This window comes from Pseudomonas sp. BF-B-15, from assembly GCF_019946675.1.
Taxonomy (GTDB): Bacteria; Pseudomonadota; Gammaproteobacteria; order Pseudomonadales; family Pseudomonadaceae; genus Aquipseudomonas; species Aquipseudomonas migulae.
In genome coordinates this window covers 1-23,433 of the sequence record NZ_JAGYFZ010000093.1, presented here as the reverse complement: position 1 = coordinate 23,433, position 23,433 = coordinate 1, and the positions used below count along the sequence as shown (strand labels likewise).

General features: G+C 60.6%; 18 protein-coding genes and 2 pseudogenes. 11 read left to right on the top strand and 9 right to left on the bottom strand.

Going from position 1 to position 23,433, the window contains the following annotated elements; all coding sequences use genetic code 11:
* Positions 1 to 26: 26 nt before the first annotated feature.
* The 9 genes and pseudogenes from KGA97_RS29670 to gap all read right to left on the bottom strand — a co-directional run.
* Positions 27 to 554: pseudogene (locus KGA97_RS29670) on the bottom strand (methyl-accepting chemotaxis protein); the annotation flags it as partial.
* 378 nt (positions 555 to 932) lie between these two features.
* Positions 933 to 1,901, bottom strand: a pseudogene (locus tag KGA97_RS29665) (chemotaxis protein); the annotation flags it as partial.
* Between the two features lie 465 nt (positions 1,902 to 2,366).
* Positions 2,367 to 2,759, bottom strand: a complete 393-nt coding sequence (locus KGA97_RS23730) for a YbaN family protein (protein WP_223481615.1) — start codon at positions 2,757 to 2,759, stop codon at positions 2,367 to 2,369.
* A gap of 119 nt (positions 2,760 to 2,878) precedes the next feature.
* Positions 2,879 to 3,487, bottom strand: coding sequence for a biliverdin-producing heme oxygenase (locus tag KGA97_RS23725; RefSeq protein WP_223481614.1), 609 nt, complete (start codon positions 3,485 to 3,487; stop codon positions 2,879 to 2,881).
* 114 nt (positions 3,488 to 3,601) lie between these two features.
* Positions 3,602 to 6,193, bottom strand: a complete 2,592-nt coding sequence (locus tag KGA97_RS23720) for a TonB-dependent receptor (protein WP_223481613.1) — start codon at positions 6,191 to 6,193, stop codon at positions 3,602 to 3,604.
* A gap of 122 nt (positions 6,194 to 6,315) precedes the next feature.
* Complete coding sequence (locus KGA97_RS23715) at positions 6,316 to 7,281, bottom strand: FecR family protein (protein WP_192229114.1); 966 nt, start codon at positions 7,279 to 7,281, stop codon at positions 6,316 to 6,318.
* A gap of 81 nt (positions 7,282 to 7,362) precedes the next feature.
* The gene (locus KGA97_RS23710) at positions 7,363 to 7,881 is read right to left on the bottom strand and encodes an RNA polymerase sigma factor (protein ID WP_223416390.1); all 519 of its coding nucleotides are present in this window, start codon (positions 7,879 to 7,881) and stop codon (positions 7,363 to 7,365) included.
* A 77-nt stretch (positions 7,882 to 7,958) separates the two neighbouring features.
* A complete protein-coding gene (locus tag KGA97_RS23705; protein WP_008038633.1) occupies positions 7,959 to 8,423 on the bottom strand; it encodes a methylglyoxal synthase in 465 nt (154 codons plus the stop codon).
* A gap of 183 nt (positions 8,424 to 8,606) precedes the next feature.
* Positions 8,607 to 9,608: a type I glyceraldehyde-3-phosphate dehydrogenase gene (gene gap / locus KGA97_RS23700; RefSeq protein WP_008031008.1), complete on the bottom strand. Its 1,002-nt coding sequence runs from the start codon at positions 9,606 to 9,608 to the stop codon at positions 8,607 to 8,609.
* A gap of 220 nt (positions 9,609 to 9,828) precedes the next feature.
* Here gap and edd point away from each other — a divergent pair, with 220 nt between their 5' ends.
* From edd to KGA97_RS23645, 11 genes are all read left to right on the top strand, one after another.
* Entirely contained in the window at positions 9,829 to 11,655 is a 1,827-nt protein-coding gene (gene edd / locus KGA97_RS23695; protein WP_223481612.1) for a phosphogluconate dehydratase, read from the top strand.
* Positions 11,652 to 12,602 (top strand): glucokinase, encoded by a 951-nt coding sequence (locus tag KGA97_RS23690; RefSeq protein ID WP_008031013.1) that lies wholly within the window; start codon positions 11,652 to 11,654, stop codon positions 12,600 to 12,602. Before edd ends, KGA97_RS23690 begins: the two co-directional genes overlap by 4 nt.
* Positions 12,603 to 12,774: 172 nt before the next feature.
* Positions 12,775 to 13,506, top strand: a complete 732-nt coding sequence (locus KGA97_RS23685) for a response regulator (RefSeq protein ID WP_008031015.1) — start codon at positions 12,775 to 12,777, stop codon at positions 13,504 to 13,506.
* A complete protein-coding gene (locus tag KGA97_RS23680; RefSeq protein ID WP_192229115.1) occupies positions 13,496 to 14,965 on the top strand; it encodes an ATP-binding protein in 1,470 nt (489 codons plus the stop codon). The genes KGA97_RS23685 and KGA97_RS23680 overlap by 11 nt, the downstream gene beginning before the upstream one ends.
* Positions 14,966 to 15,181: 216 nt before the next feature.
* Entirely contained in the window at positions 15,182 to 16,441 is a 1,260-nt protein-coding gene (locus tag KGA97_RS23675; RefSeq protein WP_223481611.1) for an AGE family epimerase/isomerase, read from the top strand.
* A 117-nt stretch (positions 16,442 to 16,558) separates the two neighbouring features.
* Positions 16,559 to 17,866 carry an ABC transporter substrate-binding protein gene (locus KGA97_RS23670; RefSeq protein WP_008032967.1) on the top strand — a complete coding sequence of 436 codons (1,308 nt, stop codon included), beginning with the start codon at positions 16,559 to 16,561 and terminating at the stop codon, positions 17,864 to 17,866.
* Positions 17,867 to 18,037: 171 nt separating this feature from the next.
* Complete coding sequence (locus tag KGA97_RS23665; RefSeq protein WP_008032969.1) at positions 18,038 to 18,946, top strand: carbohydrate ABC transporter permease; 909 nt, start codon at positions 18,038 to 18,040, stop codon at positions 18,944 to 18,946.
* A complete protein-coding gene (locus KGA97_RS23660) occupies positions 18,939 to 19,784 on the top strand; it encodes a carbohydrate ABC transporter permease (protein WP_008032971.1) in 846 nt (281 codons plus the stop codon). Before KGA97_RS23665 ends, KGA97_RS23660 begins: the two co-directional genes overlap by 8 nt.
* A 4-nt stretch (positions 19,785 to 19,788) precedes the next feature.
* Complete coding sequence (locus KGA97_RS23655; protein ID WP_008038607.1) at positions 19,789 to 20,949, top strand: ABC transporter ATP-binding protein; 1,161 nt, start codon at positions 19,789 to 19,791, stop codon at positions 20,947 to 20,949.
* A gap of 173 nt (positions 20,950 to 21,122) precedes the next feature.
* Entirely contained in the window at positions 21,123 to 22,469 is a 1,347-nt protein-coding gene (locus KGA97_RS23650; protein ID WP_192229117.1) for a carbohydrate porin, read from the top strand.
* Between the two features lie 114 nt (positions 22,470 to 22,583).
* Positions 22,584 to 23,433: D-hexose-6-phosphate mutarotase (locus KGA97_RS23645; RefSeq protein ID WP_223481610.1), on the top strand; the 850-nt coding region annotated here is incomplete at its 3' end.

Genomic DNA, 23,433 nt, shown 5'->3' with positions numbered 1-23,433 from the left:
CTCCTACAGGGATTTGCGGTGTGGCTTTACACGCGGAACTGATCCATCAATTTCATCTGGTGGGTGGTCAGGGAGTTGAGCTGGCTGCTGATCTGCGCCGATTCGGTGGCCTGGCCGGTCAGGGTTTCGGTGACGGTGCGGATCGCCGAGACGTTGCGGTTGACCTCTTCGGCCACGGCGCTTTGTTGTTCGGCGGCGCTGGCGATTTGCAGGTTCATGTCGCTGATCACCGTGACCGCGTCGCTGATTTTGCTCAAGGCTTGCACCGCTTGTTGAATCTGCCCGGCGTTGCTGTGCGCTTGGGTCTGGCTCGAATGCATGGTGGCGACCACGCCGCGGGTGCCGGTCTGGATGCGTTCGATGACGATGCGGATCTCTTCCACCGAATCCTGCGTGCGTTTGGCCAGGTTGCGCACTTCATCGGCCACCACCGCAAAACCGCGACCGCTCTCGCCGGCACGGGCGGCTTCGATGGCGGCGTTGAGCGCCAGCAGGTTGGTCTGCTCGGCGATGCTGCGGATGACTTCCAGCACCGAACCGATCTGCTCGCTGTTGACCGCCAGCGCTTCGACTTCGGTCACCGCCTTGCTGACTTCGTCGGCCAGTTGATTGATGTCGCGGGTGCTGCGTTCGATGATCGACATGCCATCGCGAGCCGACTGGTCAGCGCCCTTGGCCGCGTTTGCCGCGTTCGACGCACTGTTGGCGACATCATGGGCCGTGGCACTCATTTCGTTGGACGCGGTGGCGACCTGGTCGATTTCGCGGAACTGCACCTGCATGCCTTCGCTGGTCTGGCGGGCGATTTCCGAAGACTGATCGGCGGTGCCACGGGCATCGGTGATGCTCTGTTTGATCTGCGCGATGGTCGGTTGCAGCTTGTCGAGGAAGCGATTGAACCAACTCACCAGTTCGCCCAGTTCGTCCTGCTTGCTGTAATGCAGACGCTGGGTCAGGTCGCCGTCGCCGCTGGCAATGGCCTTGAGCATTTCGGCGACGCTGTTGATCGGCCGGGTCACGCCCGACGCGGTGAGCCAGATCAGCAGCAGACCGACGAGGCCGGCAGCGACCGCCACCAGCACGGCTTTGATCGTGCCGCTTTGCTGGGCATCATCGAGCACCGTTTGCAGCTTCACCGAATCGGCCAACAGCACTTGCTTGGGCAGGTCGATCACCACGCCCCAGGCTTTGGAATCGCTGATCGGGCTGACCGGGTACACCGCACGAATCAAATCACCTTGTTCGAGGATTTTCGGTGCGCCGCCGCTGAGCAATTGCAGGACATCCTTGCCTTCTGCGCCCAGGGTCTCACCGATGCTTTTGCCGACCTTGCTCGCATCAACGCTGTAAGCGGCGAGCACGCCGCTACCGGAGACAATCAGCATGTGCCCGGCGCTGTTGAACAGATCACGCTGGGAACCGACAGCCGCTGCCTGCAAAGCGTCGAGGGCGATGTCCACACCAACCACGCCGATGGATTTGCCGTCCACCAGCAGCGGTACGGAAATGGTGGTCATCAGCATTTCCTTGCCGCCGACGGTATCGGCGTACGGGTCCAGCAAGCAGGTGCGCCTGTTGTCGCGAGGGCAGGTGTACCAGCTGTTGTAAGGCGTTCCGCTGAGGCTCAAGGTGGTTTTGGTCATGTCGTCTTCGACCATGATCGTGTTGAGCGCGGTACCACCGGCGCGGCTCCAGTAACTGGCGAAACGACCGGCTTCGTTGGACTGGCGAGCGGCGTCATTGGCGAACTCGCTGTCCTTGCCGTCCAGCCCGTTGGGTTCGAACGCCAGCCAGATCCCCAGCACTTTGCTGTTGCGCTCGAAGGCGGTTTTCAGGCTCTGGTTCAACTCTTCACGCAGGGCACCGGCCTCAAGCGAGCGCTTGGCGGCCAGGGTGCGCATGTCCTTGATCTGGTCCGCCAGGGCGGTCACCACCAGCAGGCTTTCGCCAAAGGTTTTCTGCACCCGCACCGCTTGCTCGGCGGCCTTGGCCTGAAGCAGGTCTTGCACGCTGTCGGTGAGCATTTTGCTGCTGGAGGCGCTGACCAGCTCATCGTTCTGGTTGGTCTGGTAGAAGTTCATGCTGACGATCAGGACGACCACGCCCAGCAGGCATAGACCGGAGAGCAGAACGATTTTCAGGCGGATGGACAGAGAGTCGAACATAGGACGAACTCGCGAAGGGATGAAGTGTTGGCTGCGAGTCGAGGTCGACCCGGTTCGCCAAATCCATTCAGCGCCAATCTCTGCGCATCGGCGTGGGGCGAGGATGCATGAAGGTGACTCCGACGAACGGTCATGGTTGAACGTTTGCGCGGAAAAATGTGCCGAAAAGCGCTTTAAAACGGGGATAAATCGCGGAGTGTGTCAGGTGGTTTGCGGCAGTGATTCCGGTCGTGACCAGATCCACAGATTGCCCAGGCTCATGCCGGCGATGGCGAGGTAAACCGGCCAACCGTGATCGAGCATGACCAGCATCAACCCGGCGCACAGCAGCATGCTCACGGTGGCACTGACCTTGGCTCGACGCGCAACGATTTTGCCGTTGCGCCAGTTGCAGAGGATCGGACCGAACAGCCGATGGTTTTCCAGCCAGGCACTCAGGCGCGGCGAACTCTTGGTCGCGGCCCAGGCGGCGAGCAGGACGAACTCGGTGGTCGGCAGGCCTGGCACGACGATGGCGATCAGGCCGATGGCGAGGCTGACGTAGGCCAAGAGACCGAACAGGAAACGGGCGAGTTTGGAGGAGGGGCGAGTCATAAGATCGATTTATGACCTGTAGGAGCGAGGCTTGCCCGCGAAGAATGCGCCGCGGTTTTTCAGATAGACCGCGTTATCGTTCTTCGCGGGCAAGCCTCGCTCCTACAAGGGCGGGGTTATCAGGCGAGTTCGGGGGTGGTGGCGTAGGCGTGTTCCAGCAACACGGTGAAGCGGTTGAACGCATTAATTGCGCCTTTATCCAGCTCGGCTTCTTCCTGTTCGGTGAGTTCCAGGCCATCCAGCGTCTTGACGAAGCTTTTCCAGCCTTCAGCGCGGCCACCGGCCGGTTCGCCGAGGTGACGGGCACCGAAGGTCTCGCTCAGGTCCAGGCCGACAGCCCGTTTGATCAGGAACGCTGCACCGAGCTTCGAGCCTTCTGACACAAACAACCAACCCAGCGCTTCGGCTTTGCTCGGGGTGTTCACTGCACCCGCGACAGGCGCCGGCACTTCGGTGTCCAGATCGGCCAGGTCAGCCTTGGCCGCCTCGGCACGGCAGCGCGCCGCCAGATCGGGAACGATGGCGATCAGTTCGGCATCGTTGTACAGCGCCACCAGCTCCGACTGGAACAGATACTGCGCCACTACGAAACGGGCGAAATTGGCCTGGGTTTCGAACGGCGCATGGGCTTTGACCAGCGCATCGAGTTTGGTGTGGGGCTCATGGGTGATCTGGTTCAAGCGTTGCGAACGCAAAGCCGGGCGTTGAGCAGTGTCCTGGTTAGTCATGAGAAATCCTTGAAGAAAAGAGGCGCTTGGTAACGAGACGAACAAGAAGACGCCTGACAGTAAAAAAACCTCACTGTGCGGCTCTATAAAAAGCCGCGCAGTGAGCGTGCAGGATCAGATGTCCCAGACCAGATTGACCGCGAAGTTGCGACCCGGCTGAGTCAGGCGATCAAGGTTGGCCGGGCTGAGGACCGAAGCCTCGCCGACGCCGTCGTAACCGCGCACGTCATCCCACAGCCAGTACTTCTTGTCGGTCAGGTTGTAGACCCCGGCGCTGACAGTCACGTCGTCCGTCACTTTGTAGAAACCGGTCAGGTCCAGCACGCCGAAGCCCGGCGATTTGAACTGGCTGCTGACGCCGTCCGGCGACTTGAATTTGGTGTCGTCGACGCGATCCTTCTTTTTCACCAGCGTCCAGCTGAGCAAACCACCGTAGTTGTCCTGGTCGTAACCGAGGCCGAACACACCGGTCAGCGGGTTGACGCTGTTGATCGGTTCGCCGTTGTCGTTGTTGCGACCGTAGGCGTAGGCCACCGAGCCCTGGGTGTACAGACCTTGTGGCGCGCCGAAGACGTCGAGGTTCAGACGTCCCTTGACCTCTGCGCCCTTGATCGTGGCGCGCTTGATGTTGGCGCTCTGGAAGGTCAGCTCGTTGTAACCGGGGGAGATGGCATCCTCTTCGATGAAGTCGCGGTACTTGTTGTAGAACACGGCCACATCGAAGGAGCCCGATTCAAATTGACCGCGCAGACCGGTTTCAAAACCTTTGCTGGTTTCCGGGTCGAGGTTCGGGTTGGGTTCCACGCGATAACCGGTGGTGGTGTTCTCGAAGCGTCCGTACAACGCCTTGGCGGTCGGTGTGCGGAAACCTTCGGCGTACTGGCCATACCAGGTGTACTGGTCAGTCAGGGCGTAGGTCAGGCCGAATTTCGGCGACACGCGATGCCAGGTTTTTGAGTCGTTGCTGACGGTGCCGCGGCCATCGGCCGCCACGGTGTTCAAGAACTCCTGGGTGATGTGCGGCTTGAGCTCGGTGTAGTCGTAGCGCAGCCCCGGCAGGAAGGTCCATTTGTCCCAGCTGATCTGATCCTGGGCGAACAGGCTGTAGGTGTTGACGGTCGGATCGGGGAAGTCGCTGGATTTTTTCAGCACGTCTGCGGTGCTGACGGCGCCGAGGGTTCGGCAGGAGCCAAAGACCGCGAGGCAGGTGCCGTTGCCGCTGCGCGAACCGGTGACTTTCTGCTGCTTGATCGTGGTGCCGTAGGTCAACAGGTGCTCGGTGTCGGCAAGACTGAAAGCCTTGTCCAGTTGCGCGTCAAACACCCACTGCTTTTCTTCATAAAGGGTTTCGCGGGTGCGCAGCACTTTACGTGAGATCGGGTAGTAGAACTCTTCGGTACTCTGGTCGGTCTTGGCGACCTGATGGTTCAGGCTCCACTTGACGTTGTCTGCCAGCAGACTGTCGAGGGCGAAGCTGTGTTCCAGGCCGAAACGCTCGCGGGTGACGGTGTCGTTACCGGTGCGCCACTGGTACATGCCGCCCGGCAGGACGCTGGCCGGAATCGCCGGCTGGCCTTTGTCGAACGGACCGCCGTAGGCGCTTTTCTGATCGGTGTCGCGGTCGTCCTTGTACTTTTCATACGTCAGGCCCAGGCGCGAATCTTCGTTGTAGTTCCAGCCGATCTTGGCCAATACGTTGTAGGTACGCACGTCCTCCGGGTTGGCCGCAGTGCGCGCCAGGCCGGTGCCGTTGTTGTTGCCGTAGGATTCGGTTTCATGACCGTCGCGCTGGCTGTAATGCAGCAAGCCATCGAACTGATCGGCGCGGCCGGCCACCGTCGCGGACTTCAACCAGCTCTCGTCGGCGGAGCTGTAGCCGGTTTTCAGGCGGGCGCCGACGTCTTTGCCGGGTTTGATGATGTCGTCCGGGTCGAGGGTGAAATAGCTGACCGCGCCGCCGATGGCGTTGCTGCCGTACAGCACCGAGGCCGGCCCACGGAGGATTTCGACGCGTTTGATGATCTCCGGGTCGACGTAGTTGCGCTGGGTCTTGGCGTAAGGGCCGTTGAAGAAATCGTTGGGCACTTCGACGCCGTCGACCTGGGTCAGGATCCGGTCGCCGTCGATGCCGCGGATGTTGTAGCCGCTGATCCCGCCGCGCTGGCCGGCACCACCGACCGAAACGCCCGGTTCGTAACGCACCAGGTTCTTGATGGTGTTGACGTTGTTGCGGTCCAGCTCTTCGCGGGTGTGAACGGTGACGGTGCCCGGCACGCTTTCCACGGTTTGTTCCTGGCGGGTGGCGCTGATGGTCACCTGTTGCAGGTTGAGGGCGCCGCTGCTCGGGCGCTTTTCCAGGACGATGTTGTTGTTGCCCAGTTTGCGATAGCTCAGGTTGGTCCCCACCAACAGGCGATCCAGGGCTTTCTCCGGCGACAAGGACCCGCGCACGCCCGGCGAGGCCACGCCTTGCCCAAGTTCTGCCGGCAAGCCGACCTGCCAGCCCGTCACCGCGGTAAAGGCATTGAGTGCCGAGACCAGCGACTGTTGCGGGATCGCAAACGCGTAATCGCCCATGTTGCGCGTCGGTTGCTCGGCGGCGGTGGCGGCCATCAGCGGCGCGCTACCAGCCATGAGGATGGCGGCGGTCAACAGCGAGAGCACGCGGGACGGTGAAGAGGAGTGACGGGTAAGGCGAGAAGACATCGATAGCGCTCCGAGTCGCACGAATCTTTATAGGTGCTGATTGGCATATGAAGATGCGAATCAATTGCATTGGCTATAACGAGACGTACGAGCTTCAGCTATCGAGTAAAAATAATTCTCATTTAGTTCAAAATCACCAGCGCTGGGAATTCCTGGAGCCGCGCCGAGGTGATGTGCGCCAGGGAGCGGACCACGTCCAGCGGCTGGTCGAGACGGTAATTGCCGGTCACGGCGACGTCGGCCAATTGCTCATTGTTGTTGATGATCCAGCCGGGATAGTAGCGACGCAGTTCCGCCAGCACCTGGCTCATCGGGCAGTTCTCGAACACCAGTCGGCCCTGGACCCAGGCCAGGTCAGTCGCGGCGTCGAGCCTGGCCGGCCGGTCGAAACCGTTGGGGCCGATGCGGATGCTTTCGCCGGCAGACAGGCGAATCCGTGCGTCGTCGCGGGTCGCCCGCAAGTCGACATCACCACGCTGCACTTGAACCTGCGTCACGCCATCGAGGTAGCGCACCGCAAACGCGGTGTCGTGCACGCTGGCCTTCACCGGTCCTGCGTCGATTTCCAGCGGCTGGCCGCGATGGGCCGGCACTTCGAAAAACGCTTCGCCCTGATAAAGACGGGCGACGCGCTGCTGATCGTTGATGGTGCTGGAAAACGCCGAGTTGGTATTGAGCAGGACTTTCGAGCCGTCCTCCAGTTGCAGGCGCTGACGCTCACCGACCACCGTCAGGTGATCGGCCTGGAGACGTAGGGGCAGGTTGCTGAAACTGAACAGGCCGAGGATCAACACGGCAGCGGTGGCCAACGGTTTCCAGTGCGGGCGCAGGCGCGACAACACGGTGACTTTGGGTGGCAGCGCGGCCAGGTGTTGCGCGCATTGCACGACTTGCGGGCCGTCCCAGATGGCCTGGGCCTTGGCGAACGCTTGTGCATGCAAAGGGTCGGCGTCCAGCCATGCCTGGAACTGGCGAGACTGTTCTTCGCTCGGACTGCCCAGCACGATCAGCCAATCCAGGGCCTGGTCCATCGCACTTGCGGAGTCCCGCGCCGGGGAGGGCGGAGGGGAGCGGTGGGTGTCCGTCACGGTGTTTCCTCGGCAGTGTCTGTGCACGGCTGTTTTTTAGTGGAGCTTGAAAGTGGGCAAGGGTAGCAAAGCCTTGCTTGCTCAGTCGCCGTTTAACCGTTCGGCGACACCGATGCAGATAGCCATGATCAGCTTCAACTCCTTTTGCACCGTGCTCAATGACACGCCGAGCGTCTCGGAAATCTCCAGATAGCTGTGCCCGTGCAAGCGGCTGAGAATGAAAATCTGCTGCTGACGGGCGCTGAGTTCACTGAGGCTCACGTTCAAACGCTCCAGCAATTGTTTGGCATGGGCGGCGTCCTCGGCACTGCTGGCCGGTGCGGCAATGCTTTCCACCACGTCCATCGGCACGTCGTCGAGCATCGTCCGGGACTGAATGCGCCGCGCACGCAAATGGTCCAGCGCCAGGTTGCGGGCGGTCTGGAAAACAAAGGGTTCAAGGTGGTCGATGGCCCGTTCGCTGAGCGCACGGGTTACGCGCAGGTAGGTCTCCTGCAAGAGGTCTTCGGCGGTGCTGTGATTGTTGACCATCCGCTCCAGCGTGCGCAGCAGAGAGACGCGCTGGGCGATGAAGACGTGATTGAAGCGCGATTGACTCACGGGAGGACCTGATCCATTTCGATCAAATGATAATGCTTATCATCCGCTACGATGGTCAAGTCCTGATTTGTGAAGGTTTATGCGCGGCCCAGCAAATAGGTCGCGTAATCGGGAATGCGATGGGAATGCGCCTGATCCATCAACGGGCTGCTGAGCAGGTAGTCGGCGCTGCATTCATTGCAGGCGACGGGAATGTTCCAGACTGCCGCGACCCGCAGCAATGCCTTGATGTCCGGGTCATGGGGTTGCGGTTCGAACGGGTCCCAGAAGAACACCAGCATGTCGACCCGCTGCTCGGCGATTTGTGCGCCGAGTTGCTGGTCGCCGCCCAAGGGGCCGCTGATCATGCTTTCCACGGGCAGGTCGAGGCGTTGTTGCAATAACAAACCCGTGGTGCCGGTGGCGACCAGTTCATGTTGCGCGAGCTTGTCTTTGTGCCGCTCGGCCCAGTCCAGCAGGAACACCTTGCAGTGGTCATGGGCGACCAGGGCGATGCGTTTGCGCGCGGCGACGGTTTTTTGCGTGAAGCTGATACCGATCATGGGGTGTTCCGTAGGCAGGTTACCGACGATGGTTGAGTACGCCATCGCCTGTAGGCGCGAGCGGTGCGGCGACCCGACTTGCCCGCGAACCGAGCGGCGCGATGTATCTGTTAGACCGCGTCATCGTTCTTCGCCGACAAGCCTGGCTCCTACAGAGTCGGGTACGGCGCAACAGGCACAGAGTTACTCAGCGTTGCAAAGCGCCAGGCAGTTATCGAGCATGCGGTTGGAGAAGCCCCATTCGTTGTCGTACCAGGCCAGCACCTTGAGCAGCTTGCCGCTGGACTTGGTGTGGTTGGCGTCGAAGATCGACGACAGCGGGTTGTGGTTGAAGTCGCTCGAGACCAGCGGCAACGTGTTGTAGCCCAGAATCTTCGAATGCTGGCTGGCTTCCTTGAGCAGTGCATTCACTTCATCGGCCGACGCCTCGCGCTTCAGTTGCACGGTCAGGTCTACCAGCGACACGTTGATCACCGGCACACGCACGGCCATGCCGGTCAGTTTGCCCGCCAGTTCCGGCAGCACCAGGCCGACCGCTTCGGCCGCACCGGTCTTGCTCGGGATCATGTTCTGGGTGGCCGAACGCGCGCGGTACGGGTCGGTGTGGTAGACGTCGGTCAGGTTTTGATCGTTGGTGTAGGCGTGGATGGTGGTCATCAAACCACTTTCGATGCCCAGCTCGCGGTGCAGCACCTGGGCCACCGGGGCCAGGCAGTTGGTGGTGCACGACGCGTTGGAAATAATCTGGTGCGATTGGCGCAGAATGTCGTGGTTCACCCCATACACCACGGTGGCGTCGGCGCCTTTGGCCGGTGCAGAGATGATCACTTTGCGCGCGCCGGCCGTAATATGCGCGGCGGCTTTGGCCCGGTCGGTGAACAAACCGGTGCATTCGAACACGACATCAATCTTTTCCGCAGCCCAGGGCAGCTCGGCCGGGTTACGAATGGCGCTGACGGAAATCCGGTCGCCATTGACGGTCAGGCTTTCCTGATCATGCTGGACATCGGCGTCGAACGTGCCGTGAACAGTGTCGTACTTGAGCAGATGAGCGTTCATCGCGCTGTCGCCCAGGTCATTGATTGCAACGATCTGCAAATCCTGACGGTAGCCTTGGGTATACAGTGCGCGAAGGACGTTGCGGCCGATACGGCCAAAACCATTGATTGCGATTCGAAGAGTCATTTAACAGGGCCGCCGTCGTTTTGTTGTTGGAATTACAAGATTATTCGCATAAAAATAGAAAACAAGCCTTTTTAGTGGCAATATTTTGTTCAATCTACAACGAGTGACCTGAATCAACTGGTCCGAATGATCAAGAAAGCCGTTTGTCATCCCATCAACAACGGCTCTTGTTCAGCATAGACAATCAGGTCGCCACATCCGTTAGCCTGGAGTTCTACACATGCATCCCCGCGTCCTTGAGGTCACCGAACGGCTTATCGCCCGCAGCCGCGCAACCCGCGAGGCTTACCTTGCGCTCATTCGCGGTGCGGCCAGCGACGGTCCGATGCGCGGCAAGCTGCAATGCGCCAACTTCGCCCATGGCGTGGCCGGTTGCGGCACCGAAGACAAGAACAGCCTGCGAATGATGAACTCCGCGAACATCGCGATTGTTTCGTCATATAACGACATGCTCTCGGCGCATCAGCCGTACGAAGTCTTTCCTGAACTGATCAAAAAAGCCCTGCGCGAAATCGGCTCCGTCGGCCAGTTCGCCGGCGGCACCCCGGCGATGTGCGATGGCGTGACCCAAGGCGAGCCGGGCATGGAGCTGAGCCTGCCAAGCCGTGAAGTGATCGCGCTGTCCACCGCTGTTGCCCTTTCCCACAACATGTTCGATGGCGCGCTGATGCTCGGCATCTGCGACAAGATCGTGCCGGGCCTGATGATGGGCGCGTTGCGCTTCGGTCATCTGCCGATGATTTTCGTACCGGGCGGGCCGATGGTCTCGGGCATTTCCAACAAGCAGAAAGCCGATGTGCGCCAGCGCTATGCCGAAGGCAAGGCCTCGCGCGAAGAGCTGCTGGAATCGGAAATGAACTCCTACCACAGTCCTGGCACCTGCACTTTCTACGGCACCGCCAACACCAACCAGTTGCTGATGGAAGTCATGGGCCTGCACTTGCCGGGCGCCTCTTTCGTCAACCCGAACACGCCGTTGCGCGATGCCCTGACCCGCGAAGCGGCGCATCAGGTCACGCGCCTGACCAAGCAGAATGGCAACTTCATGCCGATCGGCGAAATCGTCGATGAGCGTTCGTTGGTCAACTCCATCGTGGCGCTGCACGCCACCGGCGGCTCGACCAACCACACGCTGCACATGCCGGCGATTGCCATGGCGGCGGGCATTCAGCTGACCTGGCAGGACATGGCCGACCTCTCCGAAGTCGTGCCGACCCTGAGCCACGTCTACCCGAACGGCAAAGCCGACATCAACCACTTCCAGGCGGCGGGCGGCATGTCGTTCCTGATCCGCGAACTGCTGGAAGCCGGCCTGCTCCACGAAAACGTCAACACGGTTCTGGGCCACGGCCTGAGCCGCTACACCAAGGAACCGTTCCTCGATAACGGTGAACTGGTATGGCGCGAAGGCGTCACCGACAGCCTCGATGAAACCATCCTGCGTCCAGTCGCTCGAGCGTTCTCGCCCGAGGGCGGCTTGCGCGTGATGGAAGGCAACCTCGGTCGTGGCGTGATGAAAGTCTCGGCAGTCGCCTTGGAAAACCAGATCGTCGAAGCACCGGCAATGGTGTTCCAGGATCAACAGGATCTGGCCGATGCGTTCAAGGCCGGTTTGCTGGAGAAGGACTTTGTCGCGGTGATGCGCTTCCAGGGCCCGCGCTCCAACGGCATGCCGGAACTGCACAAGATGACGCCGTTCCTCGGCGTGCTGCAGGATCGCGGCTTCAAAGTCGCGCTGGTCACCGACGGACGCATGTCCGGCGCCTCGGGGAAAATCCCGGCGGCGATTCACGTCAGTCCCGAAGCTTACGTGGGCGGCGCTTTGGCGCGAGTCCAAGAGGGCGATATCATCCGCGTCGATGGCGTCAAAGGCACCCTGGAGCTTAAGGTGGACGCCGCCGAATTCGCTGCACGCGAACCTGCCAAGGGCCTGTTGGGCAACAACATTGGCACCGGTCGCGAGCTGTTTGGTTTCATGCGCATGGCCTTCAGCTCCGCAGAGCAGGGCGCCAGCGCCTTTACTTCTGCCCTGGAGACGCTTAATTGAAACTGGCTTTGGTCGGTGACATCGGTGGGACCAACGCACGTTTCGCGTTGTGGAAAAACCAGCAGCTGGAATCGGTCCAGGTGCTGGCAACGGCAGATTTTCCCAGCCCGGAAGAGGCGATCAGCGTCTATCTGAACGGGCAGGGGCTGGCGCCGGGTTCGATTGGTTCCGTGTGCCTGTCAGTGGCCGGCCCGGTGAGCGGTGATGAATTCAAGTTCACCAACAATCACTGGCGCCTCAGTCGCAAGGCGTTCTGCCAGACCTTGCAAGTGGAGCAACTGCTGCTGGTCAACGATTTCTCGGCGATGGCGCTGGGCATGACCCGTTTGCAGCCGGGCGAATTCCGCGTGGTTTGCGAAGGCACGCCGGAACCGTTGCGCCCGGCGGTGGTGATTGGTCCGGGCACGGGGTTGGGCGTCGGTACTTTGCTCGATCTCGGCGAAGGGCGTTTTGCTGCATTGCCGGGCGAGGGTGGCCACGTCGATTTGCCGTTGAGCAGTCCGCGTGAAACTCAGTTGTGGCAGCACATCTTCAACGAGATTGGGCATGTCAGCGCGGAAACGGCGTTGAGTGGCAGCGGCTTGCCGCGCGTCTATCGGGCGATTTGCGCGGTGGACGGGCACACGCCTGTGCTCGAAACGCCGGAAGCGATCACCGCCGCCGGCCTGGCGGGTGATCCGATTGCACTGGAAGTGCTGGAACAGTTCTGTTGCTGGCTCGGTCGCGTGGCGGGCAACAACGTGCTCACCACGGGCGCGCGCGGTGGCGTGTTTATCGTCGGTGGAGTGATCCCACGGTTTGCCGATTTCTTCCTCGAAAGCGGTTTTGCGCGGTGCTTTGCCGACAAGGGTTGCATGAGTGATTACTTCAAGGGGATTCCGGTGTGGCTGGTGACGGCGCCGTATTCCGGGTTGGTGGGTGCGGGTGTGGCCCTCGACCAGGCATAAGGACCGCGTCGTTCTCTTCGCGGGCAAGTCGGACGCCGCACCGCTCGCTCCTACAGAAGCACCGGAGCAACCTGTAGGAGCGAGGCTTGCCCGCGAAGAGGCCGGAACAGACACATAGATTTATGATCGATCAGGCATAATCCTCCAATTCAAACAACAAGGACGCCGCCCCGTGAGCTCAGTCAACAAGTCGATTTTGTTGGTCGATGACGATCAAGAGATACGCGAGTTGCTGGACACCTACCTGACCCGTGCGGGTTTCCAGGTACGTACCACGCCCGACGGCGCCGGTTTCCGCCAGGCGTTGAACGATGCGCCGAGCGATCTGGTGATCCTCGACGTGATGCTGCCCGACGAAGACGGTTTCAGCCTCTGCCGCTGGATCCGCCAGCACCCGCGGCAGGCGCAAGTGCCGATCATCATGCTCACCGCCAGCTCCGACGAAGCCGACCGCGTCATCGGCCTGGAACTGGGCGCCGACGACTACCTTGGCAAACCCTTCAGCCCTCGTGAATTGCAGGCGCGGATCAAAGCCTTGTTGCGTCGTGCGCAATTCGGCCAGGAACGTTCCGGCAGTGAAGTGCTGGCCTTTGATGACTGGCGACTGGACATGGTCAGCCATCGGCTGTTCCACATCGATGGCGAAGAAGTGATTCTCTCCGGCGCCGATTTCGCCCTGCTGAAACTGTTCCTCGATCACCCCCAGGAAATCCTCGACCGCGACACCATCGGCAACGCCACCCGTGGCCGCGACCTGATGCCGCTGGACCGGATCGTCGACATGGCCGTCAGCCGTTTGCGCCAACGCCTGCGCGATACCGAAAAACCGCCGCGACTGATCCGCACCGTGCGCGGCAGCGGTTATCAGTTGGCGGCCAATGTGGTTGCCAGCAATGGTCACTGAGGTGTTGCGCAAGCTCGCGGCAAAGGTTCCGGTCCCGCGTTCGCTGCTCGGGCGGATGCTGCTGCTGACCTTGCTGGCGGTGTTGTTCGCGCAGACGTTGTCGAGCGTGATCTGGGTCTCGCAATTGCGTGCCACGCAGCTGGAAGGCCTGGTCACCAGCGCTCGCAGCCTTGCCCATTCGATGACCGCCAGCGTCAGTTATTTTCGCTCGTTGCCGGTGGCGTTCAGGCCGCTGGTACTCGACCAGTTGCGCAGCATGGGCGGCACCCGTTTCGTGGTGACCCTCAACGACAAACCGCTTGGCATGGAAGTGCTGCCGATCACCCCGCGCAAAGCGGCGGTGCTCAAAGCGGTGGACGAAGTGCTGCGCCAGTCGCTCGGCCAGGACACCGATATCTCGGTGACCTTTGTCAGCCCCGAAGACCTGCGGATCTTCAACGGTGGCCTGAAACTGGATGAGCTGCCGCGTTCCTGGGCGCATTACGCACTGACTCTGGAACCGGTGAATCCGCCAGTGCTGGTCACGCAAATCCAGATGGCGCCGGGCGAGTGGCTGTACATCGCCTCGCTGTTGCCCGAGCCCTACACCAGCCTTGAAGAGCAAGGCCTGCCGGCGCAGCAAGTCTGGTTCATCGTCCTCACCAGCGGCTTTTTGCTGTTGTTCATCGGCTTGCTGGTGCATTGGCAGAGCCGGCCGCTCAAGCGTTTGGCACGGGCGGCGCGGGACATGTCCCTCGGGGCGGAAGTCGAGCCGGTGGCCGAAGGCGGCGGCAGTGAAGTGGTGGAAGTGGGTCGCGCCTTCAATGCGATGCGCGAACGTATCAGCCGTTACCTGACTGAACGCAGCCAGTTGTTCAGCGCGATTTCCCATGATTTGCGCACGCCGATTACCCGCTTGCGCCTGCGGGTGGAATTGCTTGAGGACGAAAAGCTGCAAGCCAAATTCGGTCGTGATCTCGATGAATTGGAGCTTCTGGTCAAAGGCGCGCTGCAATGCGTGAAAGACACCGACATCCACGAAAACATCGAACAGGTGGACCTCAACCATGTGCTCGATTGCCTGGTGGAACCGTATCTGGCGCCTAACGGCAATGGTCGCGTGACCCAGCAAGGCCGGGCGCTGGCGGCGTATCCGGGCAAACCGCTGGCGCTCAAGCGCTGCATCGGCAACCTGATCGACAACGCCTTGAAGTACGGGCAGAACGCGCACCTGCACATCGATGACGACGAGAACGCGTTTGTCCTGCATGTCGATGACGAAGGGCCGGGTGTGCCGGAGCAGCGGCTGGAGCAGGTGTTCGAGCCGCACTTTCGTCTGGCCGGGCAGCAGCAGGGTTATGGGTTGGGATTGGGCATTGCGCGCAACATTGCCCATAGCCATGGCGGGGAAGTCAGCCTGCAAAACCTGCGTGAAGGCGGGTTGCGGGTGACGCTCCAATTGCCTCGATCAATCGACTGACACACAACCTTGTAGGAGCCGGCTTGCTGGCGATAGCGGTGTGTCTGACACGCAGCGTTATCGTTGATCGCCAGCAAGCCGGCTCCTACAAAAGCAAATAGGCGCCACGCCCCGCAATTGTCACGGCTTGGTGACATAACTCGCCCCCTTCGTTACAAGCCCGCCACCGCCCGTTGTTTAGACTGCCCGCAGTCATAACAACAAAAAAGGCACCCCATGGACACCTTCCAACCCGCTTTCAGCAGTTGGCTGAACGCACCGGCCCATCAGCAATGGCTCGCCGCCGAAGGCCTGCGCCTGCTGGCATTCGCCAAGGCTTCGAAGCTCCCCGAGGGCTTCGGCAATCTCGACGAAAAGGGCTGTCTGCCGGCCAACGCCCATGCCGAAACCATGAACACCGCGCGCATGACCCACAGCTTCGCCATGGCGCACATCCAGGGCCTGCCGGGGTTCGCCGAGCTGGTGGATCACGGCATCAATGCCCTTCGCGGGCCGTTGCGCGATGGCGAGCATGGTGGCTGGTTCGCCACCGCGCATCACCTTGACGACAACACCGGCAAGGCCGCTTACCTGCACGCCTTCGTTGCCCTGGCCGCCAGTTCCGCCGTGGTGGCGCGGCGTCCCGGCGCACAGGCCTTGCTCGATGACGCGATCCACATCATCGACACGTATTTCTGGAGTGAGGAGGAGGGCGCAATGCGCGAATCCTTCAATCGCGACTGGCGTGAAGAGGAAAGTTATCGCGGCGCCAACAGCAACATGCACGCCACCGAAGCCTTCCTCGCGCTGGCCGATGTCACGCAAGACAATCGCTGGTTGTGCCGCGCGCAACGGATCGTCGAGCGCGTGATTCATGGTCACGCCGCCGCCAACGATTACCTGGTGGTCGAACATTTCGACCGCGACTGGCAGCCGTTGCGCGACTACAACCACGACAACCCGGCCGACGGTTTCCGTCCTTACGGCACCACGCCGGGCCACGGCTTCGAATGGGCCCGGCTGTTGCTGCACCTCGAAGCTGCGCGAGTACAGGCCGGGATGCTGACGCCCGGTTGGCTCGCCGCCGACGCGCAAAAACTCTTCGAGCACAACTGCCGCCATGGCTGGGATGTCGATGGGCTGCCCGGGATTGTCTACACCCTCGATTGGGATAACCGCGCGGTGGTTCGCCATCGTTTGCACTGGACTCATTGCGAAGCCAGCGCCGCCGCCAGCGCGCTGCTTAAACGCACGGGCGATGAGCAATATGAAACCTGGTACCGACTGTTCTGGGAATTTTGTGACAGTCATTTCATCGACCGCTGCGAGGGCAGTTGGTATCACGAGCTCGATCCGCAGAACCGCCCAAGCGCCGATATCTGGGCCGGCAAACCCGATCTCTATCACGCCTGGCAAGCCGTGTTGATTCCGCGCCTGCCGCTGGCACCGAGCATGGCCAGTGCCTTGGCGAGTCTGTCCCAGAGCGGTTCTATGTAACCATGCGGTGACATTCACGCGTCCCTTCGTTACCTGCGAGGGGATGACTCCTGTTTAAAATCCTATGCAGCGCAAGCACCAGACTTGCATGCATAACAACAAGAAAGGTACTACTAGATGAATGCGATTTCTCGCCTCGCTACTGTCATTTCTCTCGCGTCGCTGCTTCCCCTCAGTGCATTTCCTCTCAGTGGCCTTGCCGCCGATTCCAAAGGTTCGGTGGAAGTTGTTCACTGGTGGACGTCGGGTGGTGAAAAAGCAGCGGTCGATGTCCTCAAGGCTCAAGTCGAAAAAGACGGCTTCACCTGGAAGGACGGCGCAGTCGCCGGTGGTGGCGGTTCCACGGCCATGACCGTACTGAAAAGCCGCGCAGTCGCCGGTAACCCGCCGGGCGTTGCCCAGATCAAGGGTCCGGACATCCAGGAGTGGGGCAGCACTGGCCTGCTCAGCACCGACACCCTGAAAGACGTTTCCAAGTCCGAAGGCTGGGATAACCTGCTGATCAAGAAAGTCTCCGACACCGTCAAATACGAAGGCGACTACGTGGCCGTTCCGGTGAACATTCACCGTGTGAACTGGCTGTGGATCAACCCGGAAGTGTTCAAGAAAGCCGGGATCGACAAAGCCCCGACCACCCTCGAAGAATTCTACGCCGCCGGCGACAAGCTCAAAGCCGCCGGCTTCATCGCGCTCGCCCACGGTGGTCAGCCTTGGCAAGACAGCACCGTGTTTGAAGACGTGGTGCTCTCGGTCATGGGCGCCGATGGTTACAAGAAAGCGTTGGTAGACCTGGATCAGAAAACCCTGTCCGGGCCGGAAATGACCAAGTCGTTCACCGAGCTGAAAAAACTCACCGGCTACATGGACCCGAACCGCGCCGGTCGTGACTGGAACATCGCTGCCGCCGAGGTCATCAACGGCAAGGCCGGTATGCAGATGATGGGCGACTGGGCGAAAAGCGAATGGACTGCGGCGAAGAAAGTCGCCGGCAAGGACTACCAGTGCGTGCCGTTCCCGGGCACCGAAAAAGCCTTCACCTACAACATCGACTCGATGGCTGTATTCAAGTTGAAAGCTGATCGCAAGGGTGACATCGCCGCCCAGCAAGACCTGGCCAAGGTTGCTCTGGGGACCGACTTCCAGAAAGTCTTCAGCATCAACAAAGGCTCGATCCCGGTCCGTACCGACATGCTGAACGAGATGGACAAGCTCGGTTTCGACGCCTGCGCTCAAACCGCCGCCAAGGACTTCCTGGCGGACGAGAAAACCGGCGGCCTGCAACCAAGCATGGCGCACAACATGGCCACTTCCCTGGCCGTGCAAGGCGCGATCTTCGACGTGGTCACCAACTTCATGAACGACAAGGACGCTGACCCGGCCAAGGCCAGCGCCCAACTGGCATCGGCTGTCAAAGCCGCCCAGTAATCCCTGAGGCCGCGGGCTCGCCTGCGGCAATTTTCTGGGACCGTTCCCCTTGTAGGAGCGAGGCTTGCCCGCGAAAGCAGTCTGACATTCAACAGAGTTGTCGACAGTTACGCCGCCTTCGTGGGCAAGCCTCGCTCCTACAGATACTCACTTCTCCAATGGATTATCCCGATGAGCTCTGTGGCGGTTTTCAGCAAAGCCTCACCGTTCGATGCGCTGCAACGCTGGTTACCCAAGTTGGTACTCGCGCCAAGCATGCTCATCGTGTTGGTTGGTTTCTACGGTTACATCATTTGGACATTCATACTGTCCTTCACCAATTCCAGCTTCATGCCGAGCTACAAATGGGTCGGCCTGCAGCAATACATGCGCCTGATGGACAACGATCGCTGGTGGGTCGCGAGCAAGAACCTCGCGCTCTTCGGTGGCATGTTCATCGGCATCAGCCTGGTATTGGGCGTGTTCCTCGCGGTGCTGCTGGACCAGCGCATTCGCAAGGAAGGCTTCATTCGCACCGTTTACCTGTACCCGATGGCGCTGTCGATGATCGTCACCGGTACCGCCTGGAAATGGCTGCTCAACCCTGGCCTGGGCCTGGACAAAATGCTGCGTGACTGGGGCTGGGAAGGCTTCCGTCTCGACTGGCTGGTGGATCAGGATCGCGTGGTGTACTGCCTGGTGATCGCTGCCGTGTGGCAAGCCTCCGGGTTTGTGATGGCGATGTTCCTGGCCGGTCTGCGCGGTGTCGATCAATCGATCATCCGTGCCGCGCAAGTCGACGGTGCGAGCCTGCCGACCATCTATTTGAAGATCGTCCTGCCGAGCCTGCGCCCGGTGTTTTTCAGCGCCTTCATGATCCTCGCGCACATCGCAATCAAGAGCTTCGACCTGGTGGCGGCGATGACGGCGGGCGGTCCCGGCTACTCGTCCGACCTGCCGGCGATGTTCATGTATTCCTTCACCTTCAGCCGTGGCCAGATGGGCATCGGTTCGGCCAGCGCCATGCTGATGCTCGGTGCCGTGCTGACCATCCTCGTGCCGTACCTGTACTCCGAGCTGCGAGGCAAACGCCATGACTAATCAACTCGGAAAACCGACGCTGAGTTTCAGCCGTATCGCGATTTACGCCACGCTTCTGCTGGCCGCTGCGGTGTACCTGATTCCGCTGATCGTGATGCTGCTGACCAGCTTCAAATCCCCGGAAGACATCCGTACCGGCAACCTGCTGAGCTGGCCGACCGTCATTGACGGCATCGGTTGGATCAAGGCCTGGGACGTGGTCGGCGGGTACTTCTGGAACTCGGTGAAAATCACCGTGCCGGCGGTTTTTATCTCGACCTTCATCGGTGCCATGAACGGCTACGTGCTGTCGATGTGGCGCTTCCGTGGCTCGCAGTTGTTCTTCGGCCTGTTGCTGTTCGGCTGCTTCCTGCCGTTCCAGACCGTGCTGCTGCCGGCCTCGTTCACCCTCGGCAAGTTCGGCCTGGCCAACACCACCACCGGTCTGGTGCTGGTGCACGTGGTCTACGGGCTGGCGTTCACCACGCTGTTCTTCCGTAACTACTACGTGAGCATCCCGGATGCGCTGGTCAAGGCTGCACGCCTGGATGGCGCAGGCTTCTTCACGATTTTCTGGAAGATCCTGCTGCCGATGTCGATCCCGATCGTGATGGTCTGCCTGATCTGGCAGTTCACCCAGATCTGGAATGACTTCCTGTTCGGCGTGGTCTTCGCCAGTGGCGATGCCCAGCCAATTACCGTGGCCCTGAACAACCTGGTCAACACCAGCACCGGGGCCAAGGAATACAACGTTGATATGGCCGCCGCGATGATCGCCGGGCTGCCGACACTGCTGGTCTACATATTCGCTGGCAAGTATTTCCTGCGTGGGCTGACGTCCGGCGCGGTCAAGGGGTAGAAACATGGCAACTCTCGAATTACGCAACGTCAACAAGACCTACGGCGCCGGTTTGCCGGACACCCTGAAAAACATCGAACTGAAGATCGATGACGGGGAATTCCTGATCCTGGTCGGCCCGTCGGGCTGCGGTAAATCCACGCTGATGAACTGCATCGCCGGCCTGGAAACCATCAGCGGCGGCGCGATCCTGGTGGATGACGCCGACATCAGCGGCATGAGCCCCAAGGATCGCGACATCGCCATGGTGTTCCAGTCCTACGCGCTGTACCCGACCATGAGCGTGCGCGACAACATCGCTTTCGGCCTGAAGATTCGCAAAATGCCCGCCGCTGAAATCGATGAAGAAGTCGCTCGCGTCTCCAAGCTGCTGCAGATCGAACACCTGCTGAGCCGCAAGCCCGGCCAGCTCTCCGGCGGTCAGCAACAGCGTGTGGCGATGGGCCGTGCCCTGGCGCGGCGGCCGAAGATTTACCTGTTCGACGAACCGCTGTCCAACCTCGACGCCAAGCTGCGCGTCGAGATGCGCACCGAAATGAAACTGATGCACCAGCGCCTGAAAACCACCACGGTCTACGTGACCCACGACCAGATCGAAGCGATGACGCTGGGCGACAAAGTGGCGGTGATGAAGGACGGGATCATTCAGCAGTTCGGCACGCCGAAAGACATCTACAACAACCCGGCCAACCTGTTCGTGGCGAGCTTCATCGGTTCGCCGCCGATGAACTTCATCCCCCTGCGTTTGCAACGCAAGGACGGTCGTCTGTTGGCGCTGCTCGACAGCGGTCAGGCGCGCTGCGAATTGCCGTTGGGCATGCAGGACGCCGGTCTGGAAGATCGCGAAGTGATCCTCGGCATGCGCCCTGAGCAGATCGTGCTGGCGGGCAGCGAGCCGAATGGTTTGCCGACCATTCGCGCCGAAGTGCAGGTCACCGAACCGACCGGTCCGGACACGCTGGTATTCGTCAATCTCAACGACACCAAAGTCTGCTGCCGCCTGGCACCGGACGTTGCGCCGGCCGTGGGCGAGACCCTGACCCTGCAATTCGATCCATCGAAAGTGCTGCTGTTCGATGCCAAGACCGGGGAGCGCCTGGGGGTGGCCGGTCTGCCAAAAACCGAAGTTCACAGCGCCAACGTCACCCAGTTCAAAAACCGCTGAAGATCAAAAACTGCAGGAGCCAGGCTTGCCGGCGAAAGCGATTTCAGTGACGCCTTCGCCGGCAAGCCTGGCTCCTACAGGGGGGATATGCGGTGGGCGGCCTGTCGCGCATCGCAACCGATGTAACCGCGTTAGATAAAAACAGTTAATAACAATAAAACGAGGATGTAGGGATGAAGAAGAACAACAACGCTCAGCTTATCTGCCAGTTGTCGGCAATTGCGGCAATGATGCTGGCCGGTAGTGTGCACGCGGCTGACGCGTTCAGCGCCGATTCCGAATGGATGACCGGTGATTGGGGTGGTGAGCGGACCAAGCTGATCGAGCAAGGCATCGACATCAAGATGGACTACGTCGGTGAAGTGGGCAGCAACCTTCACGGCGGCTTCAACGACGACAAGACAGCGCGTTATGCCGACCAGTTTGGTTTGGGCGTGGCACTGGACCTGCAAAAACTGTGGGGCTGGGATAACACCCAGGCGAAGATCCAGCTGACCAACCGTAACGGCGAAAACATCTCCAATGACCGTGTCGGCGACCCGCGTGCCGGCACCTTGAGTTCCTCCCAGGAAGTCTACGGTCGCGGCCATATGGTCCGTCTGACCCAGTTGTGGATCAAGCACCAGTTTCTCGACGGCAAACTGGACGTCAAGGCCGGTTACTTCGGCGAAGGCGAAGACTTCAACACCTTCCCTTGCGAGTTCCAGAACCTGGCGTTCTGCGGGTCCCAGGTGGGTAACTGGGCGACCAACATCTGGTACAACTGGCCGGTCATGCAGGCTGCGGTCCGCGTGAAGTACAACATCTCGCCTGAGTTCTATGCGCAGATCGGCGCGTACAACCAGAACACGTCGCAACTGGAGCACGGTAACGGCTTCAAGCTCAGCGGCAGTGGTACCAACGGCACCGTCCTGCCGGTCGAACTGGTCTGGTTGCCTAACCCTAACAACCTGCCGGGCGAATACCGTGTCGGTTACTACAAAAGCACGGCTGATGCCAATGACGTTCGTGAAGACGACAACGGCGCTGATGCTGCCACCAGCGGCAACGCTTACCGCAGCCACGACAGCAAGTCCGGCTACTGGTTCGTGGCGCAGCAACAGCTGACTGACCACAACGGTGACAAGAGCCGTGGCCTGACCGTTTCGGCCAACGCCACGTTCCACGACAAGGACACCAACTTCGTCGACAACTACCAGTCGTTGATGTTTGTGTACAAAGGCCCGTTCGATGCCCGTCCGAAAGATGACGTCGGTATCGGTTTCGCGCGTATCCATGTCAACGATGACGTGAAGAAAAACGCCGAGCTGGTCAACGCCGCCAACAATGTCACGGACTACAACGATCCACGGTTCTCGCCACTGCGTACCACCGAATACAACTACGAGATCAACTACGGCTTCCACGTTACCAACTGGCTGACCGTGCGTCCCAACCTGCAATACATCACTCACCCGGGCGGTGTGGATGAAGTCGATAACGCGCTGGTCGCCGGCCTGAAAATTCAGTCGGTGTTCTAACGCTGTTGCGATAAGCTCCTCTCTATGTGCGCATTTTTGCGGACAGCCCAGGCTGTCCGCTTTTTTTTGGGGGCGGCGCACCCCGGTGACAGCTGATTTTCAGGACCGTGGCACATGCATGAGCATCCGCTACAACGCTTCTTCAAATCCTTGCGCGAACGTCCGGTGTTTGCGTGGGAGCGCTATCAGATGCGCGACGTTCTGGTGATCGATCACCCGCTGTGTCAGGCGGTGTTCAGTCGTCAGGGCGCGCAGTTGCTGCACTTTCAGCCCAAGGGACAGAAGCCCTGGCTCTGGTGCGCGGCGAAGTGGCCGCATGTCGGTGCGATTCGCGGCGGCGTGCCGGTGTGCTGGCCGTGGTATGGCCGCCATCCGAGCGAAAACGCCTGGCCGTCCCATGGCTGGGCACGCTTGCTGGACTGGAAGCTGCTCGACAGCAGTCACGACGATGACGGCGTGCGCCTGCACTGGCAATTGCAGTTGTGCGACTGGCAAGTGGACCTGCATGCCCACCTTGGTGAGCGCATGGAGTTGCGCCTGAGCACCGAGCATCAGGACAGCCTGCCGTGCCAATTGAGCCAGGCATTGCACGCCTATTGGCGTATTGGTGATGTCGGTGAGATAGCGCTGTCTGGGCTCGACGGGGCGCAAGGTTACGACCAGTTGAACCGCCAGGTTTGTCAGCAGGAAGGCGAGTTGCGGGTAGAGGGTGGCTGTCAGCGGGTGTTCCAGCATGACGGCGAATTGCAGCTCAAGGACCACGCCTGGCAGCGGCAATTGTGCATCGATACCGGGGATGATGCGGACACGGTGGTCTGGCACCCGGGGACGCGTCCGCTATTGGGCGTGAGCTGGAACGAGATTTCCGAGTTTGTGTGTGTGGAAGCGGCGAGCGGCGGGACTGATAGCCTGAGCCTGGCACCGGGGCAGAAGGCGCATTTGAGTTTGCAGGCGCGGGTGGGGG

What these genes read in the sequence shown, in the direction of transcription:
- KGA97_RS23730 (WP_223481615.1), bottom strand. Translation starts at nt 2,759, where the DNA reads ATGACTCGCCCCTCCTCCAAACTCGCCCGTTTCCTGTTCGGTCTCTTG.
- KGA97_RS23725 (WP_223481614.1), bottom strand. Translation starts at nt 3,487, where the DNA reads ATGACTAACCAGGACACTGCTCAACGCCCGGCTTTGCGTTCGCAACGC.
- KGA97_RS23720 (WP_223481613.1), bottom strand. Translation starts at nt 6,193, where the DNA reads ATGTCTTCTCGCCTTACCCGTCACTCCTCTTCACCGTCCCGCGTGCTC.
- KGA97_RS23705 (WP_008038633.1), bottom strand. Translation starts at nt 8,423, where the DNA reads ATGATCGGTATCAGCTTCACGCAAAAAACCGTCGCCGCGCGCAAACGC.
- gap (WP_008031008.1), bottom strand. Translation starts at nt 9,608, where the DNA reads ATGACTCTTCGAATCGCAATCAATGGTTTTGGCCGTATCGGCCGCAAC.
- edd (WP_223481612.1), top strand. Translation starts at nt 9,829, where the DNA reads ATGCATCCCCGCGTCCTTGAGGTCACCGAACGGCTTATCGCCCGCAGC.
- KGA97_RS23680 (WP_192229115.1), top strand. Translation starts at nt 13,496, where the DNA reads ATGGTCACTGAGGTGTTGCGCAAGCTCGCGGCAAAGGTTCCGGTCCCG.
- KGA97_RS23675 (WP_223481611.1), top strand. Translation starts at nt 15,182, where the DNA reads ATGGACACCTTCCAACCCGCTTTCAGCAGTTGGCTGAACGCACCGGCC.
- KGA97_RS23670 (WP_008032967.1), top strand. Translation starts at nt 16,559, where the DNA reads ATGAATGCGATTTCTCGCCTCGCTACTGTCATTTCTCTCGCGTCGCTG.
- KGA97_RS23665 (WP_008032969.1), top strand. Translation starts at nt 18,038, where the DNA reads ATGAGCTCTGTGGCGGTTTTCAGCAAAGCCTCACCGTTCGATGCGCTG.
- KGA97_RS23660 (WP_008032971.1), top strand. Translation starts at nt 18,939, where the DNA reads ATGACTAATCAACTCGGAAAACCGACGCTGAGTTTCAGCCGTATCGCG.
- KGA97_RS23655 (WP_008038607.1), top strand. Translation starts at nt 19,789, where the DNA reads ATGGCAACTCTCGAATTACGCAACGTCAACAAGACCTACGGCGCCGGT.
- KGA97_RS23650 (WP_192229117.1), top strand. Translation starts at nt 21,123, where the DNA reads ATGAAGAAGAACAACAACGCTCAGCTTATCTGCCAGTTGTCGGCAATT.